Annotated in this window: 15 protein-coding genes and 1 pseudogene; 10 read left to right on the forward strand and 6 right to left on the reverse strand. The window is 68.5% G+C overall.

Annotated features, from left to right (window positions below; all coding sequences use genetic code 11):
- Positions 1-3: 3 nt before the first annotated feature.
- A complete protein-coding gene (locus tag BJ988_RS28160) occupies positions 4-1,134 on the reverse strand; it encodes an N-acetylglucosamine-6-phosphate deacetylase (protein ID WP_179661106.1) in 1,131 nt (376 codons plus the stop codon).
- Positions 1,125-2,906 (reverse strand): phospholipid carrier-dependent glycosyltransferase, encoded by a 1,782-nt coding sequence (locus tag BJ988_RS28165; RefSeq protein WP_179661107.1) that lies wholly within the window; start codon positions 2,904-2,906, stop codon positions 1,125-1,127. Before BJ988_RS28165 ends, BJ988_RS28160 begins: the two co-directional genes overlap by 10 nt.
- A gap of 33 nt (positions 2,907-2,939) precedes the next feature.
- Here BJ988_RS28165 and rsmI point away from each other — a divergent pair, with 33 nt between their 5' ends.
- Together rsmI and BJ988_RS28175 are read left to right on the forward strand one after the other, a co-directional pair.
- Entirely contained in the window at positions 2,940-3,791 is an 852-nt protein-coding gene (gene rsmI / locus BJ988_RS28170) for a 16S rRNA (cytidine(1402)-2'-O)-methyltransferase (protein WP_343051816.1), read from the forward strand.
- Between the two features lie 186 nt (positions 3,792-3,977).
- Entirely contained in the window at positions 3,978-4,799 is an 822-nt protein-coding gene (locus BJ988_RS28175; protein WP_179661108.1) for a TatD family hydrolase, read from the forward strand.
- 94 nt (positions 4,800-4,893) lie between these two features.
- Here the strand turns inward: BJ988_RS28175 and BJ988_RS28180 are convergent, their stop codons facing one another.
- Positions 4,894-7,224 carry a M6 family metalloprotease domain-containing protein gene (locus BJ988_RS28180; RefSeq protein WP_179661109.1) on the reverse strand — a complete coding sequence of 777 codons (2,331 nt, stop codon included), beginning with the start codon at positions 7,222-7,224 and terminating at the stop codon, positions 4,894-4,896.
- Between the two features lie 449 nt (positions 7,225-7,673).
- On the opposite strand from BJ988_RS28180, the gene BJ988_RS30775 reads away from it, so the two are divergent.
- The 3 genes from BJ988_RS30775 (at position 7,674) to BJ988_RS28195 (ending at position 10,774) form a co-directional block, all read left to right on the forward strand.
- Positions 7,674-8,864 (forward strand): resuscitation-promoting factor, encoded by a 1,191-nt coding sequence (locus BJ988_RS30775; RefSeq protein ID WP_343051817.1) that lies wholly within the window; start codon positions 7,674-7,676, stop codon positions 8,862-8,864.
- A 141-nt stretch (positions 8,865-9,005) separates the two neighbouring features.
- Positions 9,006-9,875 carry a 16S rRNA (adenine(1518)-N(6)/adenine(1519)-N(6))-dimethyltransferase RsmA gene (gene rsmA / locus BJ988_RS28190; RefSeq protein WP_179661110.1) on the forward strand — a complete coding sequence of 290 codons (870 nt, stop codon included), beginning with the start codon at positions 9,006-9,008 and terminating at the stop codon, positions 9,873-9,875.
- Complete coding sequence (locus tag BJ988_RS28195) at positions 9,872-10,774, forward strand: 4-(cytidine 5'-diphospho)-2-C-methyl-D-erythritol kinase (protein WP_179661111.1); 903 nt, start codon at positions 9,872-9,874, stop codon at positions 10,772-10,774. Before rsmA ends, BJ988_RS28195 begins: the two co-directional genes overlap by 4 nt.
- Before the next feature lie 126 nt (positions 10,775-10,900).
- Here BJ988_RS28195 and BJ988_RS28200 read toward each other — a convergent pair whose 3' ends face one another.
- Positions 10,901-11,713, reverse strand: a complete 813-nt coding sequence (locus BJ988_RS28200; protein ID WP_179661112.1) for an IclR family transcriptional regulator — start codon at positions 11,711-11,713, stop codon at positions 10,901-10,903.
- 218 nt (positions 11,714-11,931) lie between these two features.
- Complete coding sequence (locus tag BJ988_RS28205; RefSeq protein WP_179661113.1) at positions 11,932-13,191, reverse strand: TetR/AcrR family transcriptional regulator; 1,260 nt, start codon at positions 13,189-13,191, stop codon at positions 11,932-11,934.
- A 106-nt stretch (positions 13,192-13,297) separates the two neighbouring features.
- On the opposite strand from BJ988_RS28205, the gene BJ988_RS28210 reads away from it, so the two are divergent.
- A complete protein-coding gene (locus BJ988_RS28210) occupies positions 13,298-15,085 on the forward strand; it encodes an ABC-F family ATP-binding cassette domain-containing protein (protein WP_179661114.1) in 1,788 nt (595 codons plus the stop codon).
- 151 nt (positions 15,086-15,236) lie between these two features.
- On the opposite strand, the gene BJ988_RS28215 is transcribed toward BJ988_RS28210, so the two are convergent.
- Positions 15,237-15,725, reverse strand: coding sequence for a MarR family winged helix-turn-helix transcriptional regulator (locus BJ988_RS28215; protein ID WP_179661115.1), 489 nt, complete (start codon positions 15,723-15,725; stop codon positions 15,237-15,239).
- 108 nt (positions 15,726-15,833) lie between these two features.
- Here BJ988_RS28215 and BJ988_RS28220 point away from each other — a divergent pair, with 108 nt between their 5' ends.
- From BJ988_RS28220 to BJ988_RS28230, 4 genes and pseudogenes are all read left to right on the forward strand, one after another.
- Positions 15,834-16,631 (forward strand): methyltransferase domain-containing protein, encoded by a 798-nt coding sequence (locus tag BJ988_RS28220; protein ID WP_179661116.1) that lies wholly within the window; start codon positions 15,834-15,836, stop codon positions 16,629-16,631.
- On the forward strand, positions 16,631-16,786 hold the full coding sequence (locus tag BJ988_RS30785; RefSeq protein ID WP_246321597.1) for a VOC family protein: 156 nt from the start codon (positions 16,631-16,633) through the stop codon (positions 16,784-16,786). Before BJ988_RS28220 ends, BJ988_RS30785 begins: the two co-directional genes overlap by 1 nt.
- A 30-nt stretch (positions 16,787-16,816) precedes the next feature.
- Positions 16,817-17,008: pseudogene (locus tag BJ988_RS30790) on the forward strand (VOC family protein); the annotation flags it as partial.
- Positions 17,009-17,158: 150 nt separating this feature from the next.
- Positions 17,159-17,425: a metal-sensitive transcriptional regulator gene (locus tag BJ988_RS28230; RefSeq protein ID WP_179661117.1), complete on the forward strand. Its 267-nt coding sequence runs from the start codon at positions 17,159-17,161 to the stop codon at positions 17,423-17,425.
- Positions 17,426-17,437 lie beyond the last annotated feature (12 nt).

The raw sequence follows: 17,437 nt of genomic DNA on the forward strand, positions 1-17,437 counted from the left end.
GTTCTAGGAGGACAGCCAGACCCCGCCGCGCATCACCCGGACAGGCTGCAGCGACTCGTCGCAGACGACCAGATCGGCCCGGGCTCCCACGTCCAGACGGCCCGCGTCGACACCCACCACCGATGCCGGCCGCGCGCTGGCCGCCTTCATGAGCATCGCCAGGTCGATCCCGGCCGCGGCGTGGCGGCGTACCTGGTCGAGGAGCCGCGAGGTGCCACCGGCGATGGACCCGTTGCCGGTCCCGTCGGCCACTCGGGCGACCCCGGAGCGTACCTCCACCGACAGCGGCCCGAGCTGGTAGTCGCCGTCGGCCATCGCTGCCGCGGCCATCGCGTCGGTGACGAGCACGACCGAGCCGGGCACCATCGACATCACCGCTCGGACCGTCTCGTCCGCGAGGTGTATGCCGTCCGCGATCAGCTCCACACACGCGTCGCCGACACCGGCTGCCCCCAGCGAGCCGAGCACGGGGCCGGGGTCGCGGTGGTGCGCGGGCGGCATCCCGTTGAAGAGGTGGGTGACCAGGCTCCCCGGGCCAGCCAGGAACGCGCGGGCCTGAGTAGCAGTGGCCGCGGTGTGTCCCAGCGCCACCACGGCCCCGGCCTCGGCGAGCACGGCGGCGACCTCGTCGGCCCCCGGCAGGTCCGCCGCCAGCGTCATCACCCGCAGGTGCCCGCGGCCGGCGGCGAGGAGCTCACGGGTGAGCCCGACATCCGGGGCCATCAGCAGATCGGGATCGTGCGCTCCTCGGCACGAGTGCGCCAGGAACGGGCCCTCCATGTGGATCCCGGCGATCAGCCCGGTCTCCGCGGCCGTGGCCAAGGAAGCGACGACCTCGAGCAGTCGGTCGGGTGCGTCGGTGACGGTCGAGGCCAGCAGAGTGGTCGTACCGGCAGCGTGATGCACCCCGGCAGCGACGGCGATCTCGTCCGAGGACGTCGAGTGGAACGAGGCACCACCCCCGCCGTGGTTGTGGATGTCCACCAGCCCAGGGAGGAAAATCCCGGACGACTCGGGATCATCGGAGGCAGGGGAACGCACGTCGGTGACCTGCCCCGAGGACACGGTCACGACGACGTCGTCGAAGCCACCCGGCCGCGGCACTCGGCCGCGCAGCACATGCTCTAGATCCATCGTTTGAACCAGATCCTCGTCATCCACTCTTGTCGGGTGAGCAGCTCGTCGGTGTAGATCGGCCAGAACCAGGCGAAGTTGCAGATCACCAGCACGACGAAGATGCCGCCGGCGATCGCGCCGCCGACGCGCCGCCGGGTCCCGGGGGCCCGGCCGGCCAGCGGCGGCGGCCGATCGAGCATCTTGCCGAGGCACAGACACAGTCCGAGCACCAGGAACGGCAGCGCGATGATCATGTAGAAGGAGAAGATCGGCCGTCCGGCGTACTGCAGCCATGGCAGCCACGTCGACAGCACGCCGACCACGGCGACGCCGAACCTCCAGTCCCGCGCGGCGACCCACATGAACGCGGAGACGATCAGCGCGACGAAGGCTCCCCACCACAGCACCGGGGTGCCCAGCAGCAGCACCTGCCGCAGACACGTCCCGGCCTCCTCGGGCCCGTCGCCGTCGGGGTCGGTCGTCGGCGACGCCTCGCACATCTCGCCACGCGACTTCGAGCCCGACAGGATCCCGGTGTCGGCGGCGACCCCGACCGGACGGTTCAGGACGAGCCAACCGATCGGGTGCGAGCCGTAGGTGTGCTCGGCGCAGTCGAGAAAGTGGGTGTGGAAGGTGAAGACGTCGCGGTGGTAGTACCACAGCGACCGCAGCGACTGGGTCGCCTCCCCGAGCCCGGATGCGTCCGGCTCGGTCGCGGTCGGCCAGCGCTTGTCGTTGAGGTTCTCGGGGACGTACGACTTGTTCTCGCAGTGACCCTCGCCGGTGTAGCGCGTGTACTGCGTCGCGGAGAGCGACTCCTCGTAGACGTCGGCGTGGGTCATCCACGGGATCCACGTGATCACGTAGACCGCGAGCGCGACCCCCACCAGGTGCACGAACGCCGTCGGCCCGTCGGCGACACAGGCACGGAGGCAGGAGAGCCGTACGCCGAAGGAGCGCCGCATCCCGGCGGACCAGGCCACGTAGAGAAGACCGAATGCGGCCAGCGGATAGAGCGCCTCCCACTTGCAGCCGATCGCCAAACCCCACGCGATGCCCGAGCAGAGCAGCCACGGCCGGAACAGCATCCGGCGGATCGGACCCCAGGCGCCGGGTTCGGCGAGCTGGGCAGGCACGAGGGAGGCGAACCGGCGTCGACACCAGTCACGGTCCATCACCATCAGGTGCACCGCGAGCAGCAGGAAGAACGCCACGAAGAGATCGAGCAGGGCCAGCCGCGAGAGCACGAACGCGAGCCCGTCGAAGGTGACCAGGATGCCGCCGACGAGCCCGAGCAGCATGGAGCCGGAGACGCGGCGTACGAACCGGATCGTCAGCAGCACCAGGAGCGAGCCGATCACGACCGAGGCGATCCGCCAGCCGAACGGGTCCATCCCGAAGAGCTTGATGCCGATCGCGATGAGCCACTTGCCGACATCGGGATGGACGATCATCGACGGTCCGTCGGCGAACTGCCCCTCGAGCTGCCCGGCGAGGATGCTGTCGTCGGCACCCTCGATGAAGTTGCGCGCATAGCCGAACTCGAGCAGCGACCAGGCGTCCTTGGCGTAGTACGTCTCGTCGAATGCGAAGACCTTCGGGGTCCCCAGGTGCCACAGCCTGAGCAGGAAGGCGAGAACGGTGATCCCGATCGTCGCCGCCCAGCCGGCCCGTGGCGAGCCGTTGATCCGGCGCCGGGCGCGTTCCCAGGCGGTCGGGAGGAGGTGACCGGAAGGGGTGCCGGCCAGGCCCTCCATGGGCTCCGGCTCCTCGGTCACCGTCGTCGTCACGAGGGAACCATATAAGCCTGCAACAATATCGGTGTGGTAGATCCAGAGGACGGCGTGCTCGTACTTGCGGCAACCCCGATCGGACGGGTCGAGGATGCTCCACCCCGGTTGGCTTCCGAGCTCGCCACCGCCGACGTCATCGCAGCTGAGGACACCCGCCGGCTGCGTCGGCTGACGACCGATCTCGGGGTCGAGATCAAGGGCCGCATCGTCTCCTACTTCGAGGGCAACGAGAGCGCCAAGACGCCGACCCTGCTCGCCGACCTACTCGACGGCAACCGCGTCCTGCTGGTCACCGATGCCGGCATGCCCTCGGTCTCCGACCCGGGCTATCGGCTGGTTGCCGCGGCCGTCGAGCAGGACGTACGCGTCACCGCGGTCCCCGGCCCGTCGGCCGTCCTGACCGCGTTGGCCGTCAGCGGCCTCCCCGTCGACCGGTTCTGCTTCGAGGGCTTCCTGCCCCGCAAGGCCGGTGAGCGCTCTCGTCGCTTGACAGGCCTGGCCAAGGAGGAGCGCACCATGGTCTTCTTCGAGGCGCCCCACCGCACCGAGGCCGCGTTGGCAGCCATGCGCGACGCCTTCGGCGACACGCGCGCCGCCGCCGTCTGCCGCGAGCTCACCAAGACCCACGAAGAAGTACGCCGCGGGGGACTCGCCGAGCTAGTCGTCTGGGCGGGGGACGGGGTGAGGGGCGAAGTCACCATCGTCGTCACCGGCGCCGACCCGTCAGCCGAGGTCAGCAACGACCCCGACAGCCTCCGCGCCGCCGTAGCCGACCTGGAAGGCGAGGGCCTGACGAAAAAGGAAGCCATCGCCGAGACAGCCAAACGGTCGGGTGTCCCCAAACGCGAGGTCTACGACCTAGTCCACAAACCCGCCCAGTAGTCAGTTTCTGACGCCGAGAAGTCAGTTCTCGACCCCGAGGCGTCGATCCCTGACATCGAGAAGTCAGTTCCCGACCGTACGAAGTCGCTCGACTGACTTCTCGATGTCAGAAACTGACGCCTCGACGTCAAAGATCGACGCCTCGGCGTCAGAAACTGACTTCTCGGCGGGAACTAGGATCGGGGTGTGAGCTTTCCACCGCTTCCTGAGCCGCTTCCCGCGCCTGTCGTCGACAACCACACCCATCTCGACATCGTCAGAGGGGACGAGAGTCTGCCGGTCGAGGAGGCGCTCGCGCAGGCGGCTGCGGTGGGGGTGACCAGGGTGGTGCAGATCGGCTGCGACCTGCCCGGAGCGCGCTGGGCGGTGGAGGCTGCCGAGACGTACGACAACATGATCGCCGGGGTGGCGCTCCATCCCAACGACGCACCTCGCCAGCCCGACCTCGAGGCTGCGCTCGACGAGATCGAGAAGCTCGCCGGGGCGCACGACAAGGTGCGGGTGGTGGGGGAGACCGGGATGGACTTCTTCCGCACCGACGAGGAGGGCCGCGAGACCCAGGCCTACTCGTTCCGGCGTCACATCGACATGGCCAAGCGGCTCGACAAGACCCTGATGATCCACGACCGCGACGCCCACGAGGCCGTGCTCGAGGTGATCGACAGCGTCGGCCCGCCGGAGCGCTGGGTGATGCACTGCTTCTCGGGCGATGTCGAGTTCGCCCGCCAGTGCCTGGACCGCGGGGCGTACCTCTCCTTCGCCGGCACCGTGACGTTCAAGAACGCCCAGTACCTCCGCGACGCCCTCGCGATCGCGCCCCAGGACCGCATCCTGGTCGAGACCGACGCCCCGTTCCTGACTCCACATCCGCACCGCGGCGGGACCAACTCCAGCTACATGATCCCCGCGACGATGCGGGTGATGGCCGAGGTACGCGGCGAGGACCTCGAGGCGCTCTGCAACGCCGTCAACACCAACACCGAGACCGCCTTCGGTGGCACCTGGTGACCCACCGGCACTGAGATCAGAAGGGCCCGAGGCGATCGCCTCGGGCCCTTCTTAGTGCTGTGGTGCTGTGCCGTGGTGCTGGGCTGTGCTCAGGTCAGGAGACGTTGAGCTTCATGATGCCCTTGCGCTCGTCCGAGGAGAGCACCTTGATCTTCACGCCGCTGCCGGCGGTCTTGGTGGAGTGCGCCGGGTTGGCCGGGTCGTAGTACGCCGTCTCCGAGCTGTCGTAGAAGGTGGGGACACCCTTACGAGCCGGCACGTCGAGGACCTTGTTCGGAGCACCGGCGACCTCGTTCTCGAGGTGCAGCGCGCCGGTACGGTCGACGTCGAACGTCGAGTCGTAGCCCTGCATCCGGTTGCGCGACAGGGTGCCGTCGGACCACTTCTGGACTCCGATGGAGGCGTCGACGATCAGCGCCTGACCACCGCCGGGGTGCTGGGAGGTGTTGTTGTCACCGTAGGCGCCGTTCTTGTACCAGATCAGCAGACCGTCCTGGTAGGCGTAGTGGTCGACCTTGTCCGGCGCCGTGACGCCGTAGCCGAAGTTGTACGGACCCTCGGCCAGCGTCTTGTCGTAGCCCTTGTACTGCCGGTTCTCGGCGATGTAGAAGCGCGGGTACGTCTCGGTGTAGGTGCCGTCGGTGATACCCATGTACTCCTTGACGGTCCAGTCGGCGAACGTCGAGAAGTCGGTGGTGTAGGCCGAGCCGACCGAGAGGTCGTCGATGGCGAAGCCGTAGAAGGCGACGCCACCGTCGTTCGCGGTGCGGAAACGGAGCTTCACGTTCTGTCCTGCGTACGCCGCCAGGTCAGCAGTCAGGTCGACGTACTCCTGCGGGTCACGGTCGGCGCAGTTGCCCTCGCAGGTGCTGTCTGAGGTGCCGTGGATGCCGTTGTTGTACTCCGCCGAGGACAGGTTCGTCGCCAGCGGCGTCGACCAGGTGGCGCCACCGTCGGTGGAGGCCTCCAGGAAGGTGAAGTCGTACTCCGCCTCGAGGTCGTACTTCACCTTGGCCGAGAGCTTGCCGCCCGCCGGGACCGCGATCTCCGGGCTCACCGCGGTGGCCGTACGGTCATCGCCCTTGCCGGAGTAGAGGAACGACTTGCCAGAGGTGCCCGACCCGACGTCGTGGGTGGTCTCCCCGTCGGGCAGGTTGACCACGAGTGCCTGCGGGGTCTTCGTCCCGGTGTCGTGGACGCTCGGGCCGAGGGTCACCTTCTTGGTCGTACCGGCCTCGACGGTGTCGTAGTTGAGCCAGCCGAGGAAGAGCTTCTCGGGGGCGCCCATGTGGTTGGGAGTGGTGCCGATGGTGCCGTCACCGTGGCCCAGCCACGAACCCGAGCTCATCAGGGTCCAGAAGCCGGTGCCGTTCTCGCCACCCGCGGTGTCGTAGAAGTCCGGCAGACCGAGGTCGTGGCCGAACTCGTGCGCGAAGACGCCGAGGCCGCCGTTCTCGGGCTCGGTGGTGTAGTCGCGGATCCAGATGTCGGTGTTACCGATCTTGACGCCGCCGGCCTTCGGGTAGTCGGCCGGACCGTCGGAGCCGGAGGCGTTCGCGGCCCAGCGGTGGGACCAGATGGCCCACGGGTCGGCGCCGGCCTCCTCGCCGTCGCCGGCGTGGATCGCCTGGAAGTGGTCGACGTAGCCATCGGCCTCGTTGAAGTTGCCGTCGCCATCGAGGTCGTAGCGGTCCCAGATGTCGTAGTCCTGGAGGTAGGCCGTGATCTCGGCGTCGGTCTTGCCGGCCGCCTTCTGCGCGTCGTACCAGGCGTTGGCGCTGTCCTGGATGTAGTTCTTCATCGACGCGGCGGTCTCATCGCCGGTCTCGTCCTGGTAGTAGGACGCCGCGCGCGGAAGCGTGACCCAGTCGCTCACGTCGCCCTGGAGGTCGAAGCGGCCGCTCGACATCTCCTTGTAGACGTTGTGGAACGACTCCTCGCCCTTGTCCTGGTTGAAGAACATGTTCATGAAGTGGTCGCGCGAGAAGTCCTCCTCCCAGTAGGTGGAGTTGTCGTCCGCAGCCGGCGGCGCGATCTCGTTGTGGAGCGGGCCCGAGGTGTTGTCGGGGAAGGCCGGGTTGCCGCCCTCGCCGAACTCGACCAGGAAGCTCAGCAGCTGGGACTTCTCGGTGGGAGCGTGCTCCACCCAGCGGGCGTTCTTGCCCGAGCCCATCTTGACGACCTCGCTGCCGTTCTTCGTGACCGTCTGCTTCTCGCCTGTGGCGACGGCGTTGGCGGCGTTGGTCTTGAGCTCTCGGCGCTTGGTGTTGAGCGTGTCAGGCTTGTCATCGACCTTCTGCTTCACAGCGGCAGCGGCTGGGGTCCCCGCGTCCTCGACGGCGCTTGCCGACGAGTGCGTCAGGGCCACCGGCGTCACGCCGGCGACCGCAACCGCAGCGAGAACGCTGGTAAGGCGTCTGTTCATCGTTCCTCCGGAGTCTGGTGACATCGCGCACATGTGCTTTGCCCGAGAACTGCCCGGCACGATGGGCCATCACGACAGAGATGGCTTCGGAGTACAACACCAAGCAACACAGTTACCTGTAAAGGATTTGTCGCCTATTGGCCAGCGGGCGCAATAATTCGTGGCGGGATTACGACAGCCACCTTGATCGACCGCTTGACCTGCGATTTCGAGGTGGTGAATCGCACACCTGTCATTCGCTACGACAGGTATTGACAACGTGCCTTGGCGCCCATTCGATGCCCAGATTGCATGCTTGTAATTGCCTGCGGGTCGGTCTGGGGACTTGCATTTAACCGACCGTATTTGTTCCGCTGTCGGGCGAGAAAGCCGGGATCGGGACAGATCCGGACGGTGTTGGGGGTGGGCCTCAGCGCGTAGATCGTCAGATCTCGCAACACCGTTCGCCCGTGCCCGGGCAGAACGAACATCGGAGCATCGTGCCCGCCAGCAGCACCAACTCGTGGTTCCGCAACATCGCTTCAACCCGCCGCAGCAAGGCCATCCTGATCGGCGGACTCGCCGCAGCTGTGGTCGCCGCAGGCGGCGCAGCGTACGGGGTCAAGACCTCCCAGACCGACGTCATCGTGTCGGTCGACGGCAAGGCCAAGGACGTCAGCGTCAACGCCGACACCGTCGGAGAGGTCCTCGAGGCCGAGGGCATCGAGATCGGCGACCGTGACGCGGTCGCCCCATCGGTCGACACCGAGGTCGAGGACGGCAGCGCGATCAGCGTGCGCTACGCCCGTCAGCTGAGCCTCGAGGTCGACGGCAAGGATCAGGACCACTGGGTCACCGCTACCACCGTCGGCGGCGCCCTCGCCGAGCTCGGTCGCGACTACGACCGTGCCGAGCTCTCGACCAGCCGCGGTGCGTACATCGGCCGCGACGGGATGTCGCTCGACGTCGTCACTCCGAAAAACGTCAAGGTCGAGCTTGCCGGCAAGAAGGCCAAGAAGGTCAATGTGACCGCCCTGACCGTCGGCGACGCCCTCAAGGACCTCCGGGTCGAGGTCGAGCCCCGGGACAAGGTCACGCCAGCCCCCGGCAAGGCTCTGAAGGCCGGCCAGAAGATCGTCTTCACCGACTTCTCCGCCAAGGACCAGAAGGTCGCTCGCGAGACCGTCGAGGCGCCGGTCGAGGAGCGCGAGGACTCCTCGATGTACGAGGGTGAGACCGAGGTCGTCGAAGAGGGCTCCGACGGGATCCGCTCGGTGACCTACCGCGCCTTCCTCAAGAACGGCGAGACCGTCTCCCGCAAGGTCCTCGAGCAGAACGTGATCGAGAAGCCCGAGCCGCGCATCGTCAAGGTCGGCACCAAGGAGAAGGAGGCCCCTGCGGCCAACTTCGCCGGTGGCAGCACCGTCTGGGACCGGCTCGCGCAGTGCGAGTCCGGCGGCAACTGGGCGATCAACACCGGTAACGGCTACTACGGCGGCCTGCAGTTCAACATGCAGACCTGGCAGGCCTACGGCGGCTCCGGTCTCCCGAGCGAGAACAGCCGCGAGACGCAGATCGCGGTCGCGACCAAGCTCCGCGACGCCAACGGTGGCTACGGCGCCTGGCCGCACTGCTCGCAGCAGCTCGGACTGCCGCAGTAGTCGCGAGTCGACGCATCTGCCCCAGAGATCGGGCTCGAGTCGGCGCGTCTGTCCCAGCAACGTGGGACAGACGCGCCGACTCGGCGTTGTGACGCGGGACAGATGCGCCGAGTCGACGTCGGGGGGCCTACGCTGGGGACCATGACCGACCGCACCCCGCCGCGCATGCTGGGGCCGGCGGAGGTCAGGGCGCTGGCCGCCGAGCTCGACCTTCGCCCCACCAAGCAGCGCGGTCAGAACTTCGTGATCGACGCCAACACCGTGCGCCGGATCGTCCGTGAGTCCGGGGTCGGCGCCGACGACGTCGTGGTCGAGGTCGGACCGGGCCTCGGGTCGCTCACCCTCGCCATCCTCGAGACCGGCGCGGAGGTGACCGCGATCGAGCTCGACGAGGCCCTCGCGCAGCGCCTGCCGAGGACCATCGAGGAGTACGCCCCCGACCACGCCGATGCGTTCAGACTGATCCGAGCGGACGCTCTTCGGGTCGAGTCGGTCCCCGGGCCGCCGCCCACGGCCCTGGTCGCCAACCTGCCCTACAACGTCTCGGTGCCGGTCCTGCTGCACCTGCTGTCCCTGCTGCCGTCGCTGCGCCACGGCCTGGTGATGGTGCAGGCCGAGGTCGCCGACCGGCTGGCGGCCAAGCCCGGATCCAAGATCTACGGCGTCCCGTCGGTCAAGGCCGCCTGGTACGCCGACGTACGCCGCGCCGGAACGATCGGCCGCAACGTCTTCTGGCCGGCGCCCAACGTCGACTCCGGGCTCGTCTACTGGCGCCACCGCGAGCCGCCCTCGACGGCGGTATCGCGCGAGGAGGTCTTCGCAGTCGTCGATGCCGCCTTCGCCCAGCGCCGCAAGGCGCTCCGCGGCGTGCTCAAGCCGCTGGCCGGCTCTGCCGAGGCGGCAGAGAAGGCGCTGGTCGCCGTCGGCATCGACCCGCTGGCGCGCGGCGAGTCGTTGACCATCACCGACTTCGTACGCATCACCGAATCGCTCCAAAAGGTTTCCTCATGACGATCACCGTCCGCGCAGCCGCGAAGTTCAATCTGCACCTCGGGGTGGGGCCCGTGCGTGAGGACGGCTTCCATCCGCTGGCGACCGTCTACCAGGCGATCGGCCTCTACGACGACGTCACCGCGGGCGAAGCCGACGGGTGGCAGGTCACGCTCAGCGCCGAGGATCACATCGCGCTGGCGGAGGTCCCGACCGGCGACGACAACATCGTCGTACGGGCCGGGAAGGCCCTCGCTGCTCACCACGGCATCGACCGGGCGGCGAGCATCGAGATCCACAAGGGCATCCCCGTCGCCGGCGGTCTCGCCGGTGGCTCTGCCGACGCGGCCGCCACGCTCGTCGCCCTCGACCGCCTGTGGTCGCTGGAGACCTCCGACGAGGATCTGCTCGCCATCGCCGGGCGGCTCGGATCCGACGTACCTTTCGCGCTCGTCGGCGCCACAGCGGTCGGCGGTGGCCGTGGCGAGATCGTCGAGCCGGTCGCCGACAACGGCGCCTGGTGGTGGGTCGCGGTCGGCAACGAGCAGGGGTTGTCGACGCCTGCTGTCTATCGCGCGTTCGACGAGCTGGTCGGAGCCGGCGTCGCCGAGCCGCAGGTGCCCGAGCGTCTCCTCATGGCGCTGGAGAAGGGTGACGCGGGGCTCCTCGCCGAGGCGCTCGCCAACGACCTGCAGGCTCCGGCCCTGGCGCTGCGCCCCGACCTCGCCCAGACCTTCGCGGACGGCGAGGAGGCCGGCGCGCTGGCCGTCCAGCTCTCCGGTTCGGGACCGACGGTCCTGATGCTGTGCCGCGACGCCGCCCACGCCCGCGAGGTCGCCGGAGCGATGCAGGCCAAGGCGTACGACCGAGTCTGGGCCGCCCCCGGCCCGGTCGCCGGCGCCCACGTCGTCACCTACTGACCCAACCCTGCCGAGGCGTCACCCGCGTCCGTCGAGGCGTCACCCGCGTCGGCCGAGATGGCAGCGCCGAGCCATCTCGGCCGACCTGAGTGACGTTTCGGCCGACGTACGTGACGCCTCGGCGGGTCAGGCCGCGCTGGAGACGACCTCGTCGGAGATCGCCGCGGCGGCGCGGCGCAGGTGGCGGGTGATGCTTGCGGCGTTGAACCCGGTGGCGCTGCCGGAGACGGAGACGGCGGCGATCGCTCGGCCCTCGATCATGATGGGGACCGCGGCGCAGACGATGCCGACCTGGGCCTCCTCGCGGTCGAAGGCGATCCGCTCGCTGTTGGCACGGCGGAGCTCGGCGAGGAACTTCGCCGGGTCGGCGTGCGAGTGTCGGGTGCGCCTCACCAGGCCGGACTCGAGCACGGCCGCGATGTGGTCGCGGTCGCTGAAGGAGAGGATCGCCTTGCCGAGCGCGGAGCAGGCGGCGGGTGCTCGCCCGCCCACGTAGGTATCCGGCTGGATGCCGCCGCGACCGGCGATCTTCTCCAGGAAGACGATGTCGGTGCCCTCGAGGATGGCGAGGTGGACGGTCTTGCCGGTCGCCACGTAGAGCTCGGCCAGATGCGGCATCGCGGTCTCCCGGATGCCCTGCGGACGACAGATCTGCACCGCGTTGCCGAGCTCGAACAACCGCCGGCCCAGCACGTAGTGCCGGCCGGTGCGCTCGACGTATCCGCTCTGCTCGAGATGGCGCAGGAGACGGAAGGCGGTGGACTTGGGCAGCCCTGCGGTGCGCGCGATCTCGCTGACACCGAGCTTCGGGCCGGCTCCGAGAAATGCCTCCAGGATCTGGAGGGCCTTCGTCGCAGACGGGGTCGCCGGGGAGGTCGTCCTCGGGGCACCTTCATGGTCGTGCTGACTAGCCAGGGTGGGGATAGCAGTGACGCTCATGGGGGATCTCCTTAATTGAGACGGAGGCACCACGAAGGGGGATCTGGCGCCGCCAACTCTCCTGTGACAGCAGTCACTGTAACGATCGTTCCGGAGGTTGTGGCGAAAATGTTGAATAAATCTCATTCCTGACCTGCGGAAATAGATGACACGGCACGTAGTTCGATACGTTTCCGGCCGTTAGCATCGTGGATCGTCTGTGGATCCAAGGTAGTGCGTCAGTGACTTATCTGTGTAGGAAACGGCGTCGCCGCGATCAGTCGCGCCAGCAGATCTGAGGTCGTGACCGGTGGCATGTCGGCGCTTTCGAGGGCTTCGGCGAAGAGAAGTCCGTCGGCGATCACGAGCAGTAGCACGGCCATCTCGTCGGCATGTTCGGCGCCGTCGTCGCCGAGCGCCCCACGGAACCAGCCGGCGAAGTCCTCCCGGGACTGGCGGCGTACGGCTAGGAACCGGTCCCGGCCCGGCAGCGGCTCGGGCCGCTTCGGAAGCACCAGCATCAGGCCGATCCGCAGGAACGGGGGCAGCCGGCGGAGGCTGGCCACCAGAGGTGTCAGCATCCGGGGCAGCTCGGTGGCCCAGTCGATGCCCGGGCTCGGTGCCTGCCGCGAGGACTGCGTCCGGCTCCAGGCGCGGTAGGAGTCGTCGACCGCGGCCGAGAACAGATCGTCCTTGTTCGCGAAGTGCCAGTAGACCGACGAGGCCGGAAGTCCCGCCGCGGCACAGATCCGGCTGATCGAGGCGCCCTCGTAGCCACTCTCCGCGGCGACCTCCAGCGCTGCCGCGACGAGCTTCTCGCGGCTGGTGCTCTTGGCCTCGTACGTCGCCGGCGGCAGGTCCATGGCCACGGGAGTCGCGGCTGGGTTCTTCCCGAGGTGGATCGCGACCTCGGCCAGGCCGTCGGCGAGCCGTCGCCGGAGCGAGTCGAGTTCGGCGTACGCATCGGTCTGGGTGTGGATGAAGAGACCGTCGTGGGCGGCCAAGGTCAGGCGGGCGAGGATCTCGGTGTGTGCGGGCGGAAGGCCGACAGCCTCGGACCACCACAGCTCGAAGTCGGCCAGTGTCTGAGTGCGGATCCGGAGGAAGCGCTCCCGTGGGCCGTCGCCGACCGTCGGCCCGGACTCGAGGGCGAGCATCAGGCCCATCCGCCACCAGTCGGTCTTTGCGTCGTGGGTGTCCGAGGTCGTACGCCGCAGGTTGGCCAGCAGCCCGTCGCGGAGGTCGCCGCCGGTGGGGAGCGGCTCCCATCGCGGGACGACGCGCCGCCAGGAGGAGTAGCCGTGCTCGAGCGCCTCGGCGAGAAGCTGGTCCTTGTTGGAGAAGTGCCAGTAGAGCGAGGAGGGCGGGAGGCCGGTGGCGCGCCGGACCAGCGCCATCGTCGTGCCGACGTAGCCGCGCTCGGCGGCCAGTCGGAGCGCGGCTTCGAGGATCATCTGACGCGAGCCGGTGGTGTGCTCGCGGAGCGACTTCTCGACCATTGCACGGAGTCTAGGCAGGTCAGGGGCTCCTCGTCCGCCTCGCGTGCCGCTGGATGGCCGCCGCGATGGTGGCTGCCTCGCCGGCCTCGGGGACAATGGAGGTGATATGGCGAACCTCCTCAACCTCGAGCACGTCTCCAAGGCGTACGGCATCCGGCCCCTCCTCGACGACGTCTCCCTCGGCATCAACGCCGGCGAGCGGATCGGCATCGTCGGCCGCAACGGTGACGGGAAGACGACACTGCTGCAGGTGATGACCGGTCTGGAGGAGCCCGACTCCGGCCGGGTCTCGCGCCAGCGCGGTCTGCTGGTGGGGTTCCTGCACCAGGGCGACCAGCTCATAGACTCCCACAGCGTGCGGGAGGCCGTGCTCGGCGGGCGCTCCGACCATGAGTGGGCAGGCGTCCCCGTGCTCCGCGAGATCGTGGAGCAGCTCCTGGCCGGGATCGACCTGGACCGTGCCGTCGTGGGCCTCTCCGGTGGCGAGCGCCGTCGCTGTGCGCTGGCCGAGCTGCTTCTCGGGGACCACGACATGATCGTCCTCGACGAGCCCACCAACCACCTCGACGTCGAGGCCGTGGCCTGGCTCGCCTCCCACCTGGCCCAGCGCGCTTCTGCTCTCGTCGTGGTCACCCACGACCGCTGGTTCCTCGATGCCGTGTGTCAGTTCACCTGGGAGGTCCATGACGGCCAGGTCGACGCCTACGAGGGTGGCTATGCCGCCTTCGTCCTCGCCAAGGCGGAGCGGTCTCGTCAGGCCGCCGCCTCCGAGGTACGCCGCCAGAACCTGGTCCGCAAGGAGCTGGCCTGGCTGCGTCGCGGTGCTCCGGCGCGTACGTCGAAGCCGAAGTTCCGCATCGACGCCGCCAACCAGCTCATCGAGGACGTGCCGCCGCCGCGCGACCGTTTCGAGCTGCAGAAGTTCGCCGCCCAGCGGCTCGGCAAGGACGTCATCGATGTCGAGGACGTCGACCTCTTCCGTGGTGAGCGACAGCTGCTGTCGCACGCCACCTGGCGCATCGGCCCGGGGGACCGGATCGGCATCGTCGGCGTCAACGGCGCCGGCAAGACCTCGGTGCTGTCGCTGCTCGACGGCTCGCTCCCGCCGGCGGTGGGGAAGGTACGCCACGGCCGCACCATCGCGCTCCAGCACCTGACCCAGCAGCTCGACGACCTCGACCCGGAGGCGCGAGTCCTTCCCATGGTCGAGTCGATCAAGCGTGTCACCAAGACCATCGACGGCCAGGAGCTCTCCGCGACCTCGATGCTCGAGCGCTTCGGCTTCACCGGCGACAAGCTGGTCACCCGTATCGGCGACCTCTCCGGCGGCGAGCGCCGCCGCTTCCAGCTCCTCCGCCTGCTGCTCACCGAGCCCAACGTCCTGCTGCTCGACGAGCCGACCAACGACCTCGACATCGACACGCTCAACGTGCTCGAGGACTTCCTCGACGCCTGGCCCGGCACCCTGATCGTCGTCTCCCACGACCGCTACTTCCTCGAGCGCGTCACCGACTCCGTCTGGGCCCTCCTCGGCGACGGCCAGATCTCCATGCTCCCGCGTGGCGTCGACGAGTACCTCGAGCGCCGCCTCCCGATCCCCGCCGGCGGGTCGGCCTCGCGGACCGAGGCGTCGGCCCCGCAGGGCGAGACGGCCGGCTCGTCGAAGGCCAAGGCCGGCTCTGCGGAGGAGCGGGCCGCGAAGAAGGTCATCGCCCGGATCGACAAGCAGCTCGAGCGGATCGCCGAGCAGCAGCAGAAGCTCGAGCTCGCGATGGCCGAGGCGGTCAACGACTACACCCGGCTCGCCGAGCTCAGCGCCGAGCTGAACAAGCTCTCTGCCGAGAAGGACGAGCTCGAGATGGAGTGGCTCGAAGCCGCCGAGGGGCTGGAGTAGCGCTGGTCTGGAGCGTGCCTTGGTGGCGGCTCGCGAAGCTGTAACACGCTGTTCGTAGGACTACTCGCCTTTTAGAACGACCGGATAGTCCTACGAACAGCGTGTTACACGCGTTCGGTGCGCGTTCGGTGCGCTGCCCGCGGATCCGCGGTCAGCCTGCGAACGGGACCAGCAGCCGGCGCAGCAGATCGGTGAGCTGGCTCTGTTGGTCGTCGGAGAGGCCGGCGAGGAACTCTCGCTCGGCCGCGAGCAGCGCCTCGAAGGCGCTGTCGACGGTGGCCTTGCCTTCCGGGGTGAGTCGGACGAGCACGCCCCGCCGGTCCGCCGGGTCCGGCAGCCGCTCGACGAGGCCGCGGGCGGCCAGCCGGTCGACGCGGTTGGTCATGGTCCCGCTGGTCACCAGGGTCTCGCGCAGCAGTCGGCCGGGGGAGAGCTCGTAAGGATCGCCAGCCCGGCGCAGCGCGGCGAGCACGTCGAACTCCCAGGACTCGATCCCGGAGCCCGAGAACGCGTCGCGTCGCGCGAGGTCGAGGTGGCGGGAGAGCCGGGACAGACGCGAGAAGATCTCGACGGGACCCAGATCGAGGTCGGGCCGCTCGTGTGCCCAGGCCTCGCTCAGGTCGTCGACTTCGTCGCGCATGGCGTGAGCGTAGCCCAAGTTCACCTCATCGAGAATCTTGACATCGAGACAAGTCGGGAGGACGATCTGGATATCTTGATATCAAGAGAAATTGAGAGGACGTACGCCATGACCGCATGGGATCCCGAGCGCTATCTGACCTACTCGGAGGAGAGGGCTCGGCCGTTCGTCGACCTCCTTCGCCGGGTCGGCGCGGACCGGCCGAAGACCGTCGTCGACCTCGGCTGTGGTCCGGGCAACCTGACCGCTCTCGTGGCCGAGCGTTGGCCGCAGGCGCGTGTGGTCGGACTGGACTCCAGCTCCGCGATGATCGACAAGGCCCGCGCGAGTGTCGACGGCGTCGACTTCGCGGTGGCGGATCTGCGGGACTGGGCCGACTCGGCGGCGCCCGGGTCCGTCGACGTACTCCTCTCCAACGCCACCCTCCAGTGGGTCCCGGGCCATCTGGACCTGCTGCCGGCGCTCTCCCGTGCTGTGAGCGACCGCGGCTGGCTCGCCTTCCAGGTTCCCGGCAACTTCGACGAGCCCAGCCACCGGCTTCGTGAAGAGCTGGCCGCCGAAGCGCCGTACGCCGATCACACCCGCCATCTCGGGGCGCCCGGGTCCCACGACCCGGCTGTCTACCTGGACGCGCTGGTGAAGGAGGGTTTCGAGGTCGATGCCTGGGAGACGACGTACCTCCACGTACTGACCGGCGAGGACCCGGTCTTCACCTGGATCGCCGGAACGAGCCTGCGGCCCACGGCTGCCGTGCTCGAGGAGGCCGGTCTCTTCGAGTCGTTCGCCGAGGAGCTCAGGAACCGTCTGGCACAGGCCTATCCGGTGCGAGACGATTCCGTAGGAAACGGTTTCGTCCTGCTCCCGTTCCGCCGCGTCTTCGTGGTCGCCCGCAGGCTGGAGGCGTGATGCGGATCCATCACGTGCAGGTCGGCATGCCCTCTGGGCGTGAAGACGAGGCCAGGACCTTCTATGCAGACGGACTCGGTCTGACCGAGGTGCCGAAACCCGCCGAGCTGGCCAAGCGCGGCGGCGCCTGGTTCCGTTCGCCCGGCGGAGCCTAGGTCCACCTCGGTGTCGAGGATCCGCACCGGCCGCAGGTGAAGGCCCATCCCGCCCTTGCGGTCGGCACGGAGGCGGAGCTGGAGGCGATCGGCGCGAGGCTGGCGCGACTCGGCTTCGACGTCGACTGGAGCCAGCGCCACAACGCCGATGACTTCCAGCGCTTCCACGTCCGAGATCCGTTCGGCAACCGTGTCGAGATCGTGTGGCCGCTCGACGGCTAGCACGATCTTCGTTGGCGCGTGGGCGAAAACCGGAATCGAGCAAAAAAGAGCCGTAACGCCCACTGGTCTGGACCGTTGTCCCCCGGGGGATACAACAACGATGCAGGAACGATGCCAGAAACGATGGAAGGCAAGACTTTGACTGACGACGTGACCGTCCCCCAGCCTCGGGACGCGGAGACGACGAGCGTGGTCAATCGAGTCCGTAGGGCTCAAGGCCAGCTCGGTGGCGTGCTCCGCATGATCGAAGACGGCCGCGAGCTCGCTGATGTGGTCGGCCAGCTCAAGGCAGTCACCCGGGCTCTCGACAAGGCAGCTTTCGCGCTCCTCTCCAACGAGCTGCGCCGCGCGCACGCCGACGGGGATCGCCCCGAGGAGATCGAGGAGCTCGAGAAGGTCTTCCTCTCCCTCTCCTGATCTCGGGCCAGG

The organism is Nocardioides panzhihuensis (genome assembly GCF_013408335.1).
In the GTDB taxonomy this organism is placed as follows: Bacteria; Actinomycetota; Actinomycetes; order Propionibacteriales; family Nocardioidaceae; genus Nocardioides; species Nocardioides panzhihuensis.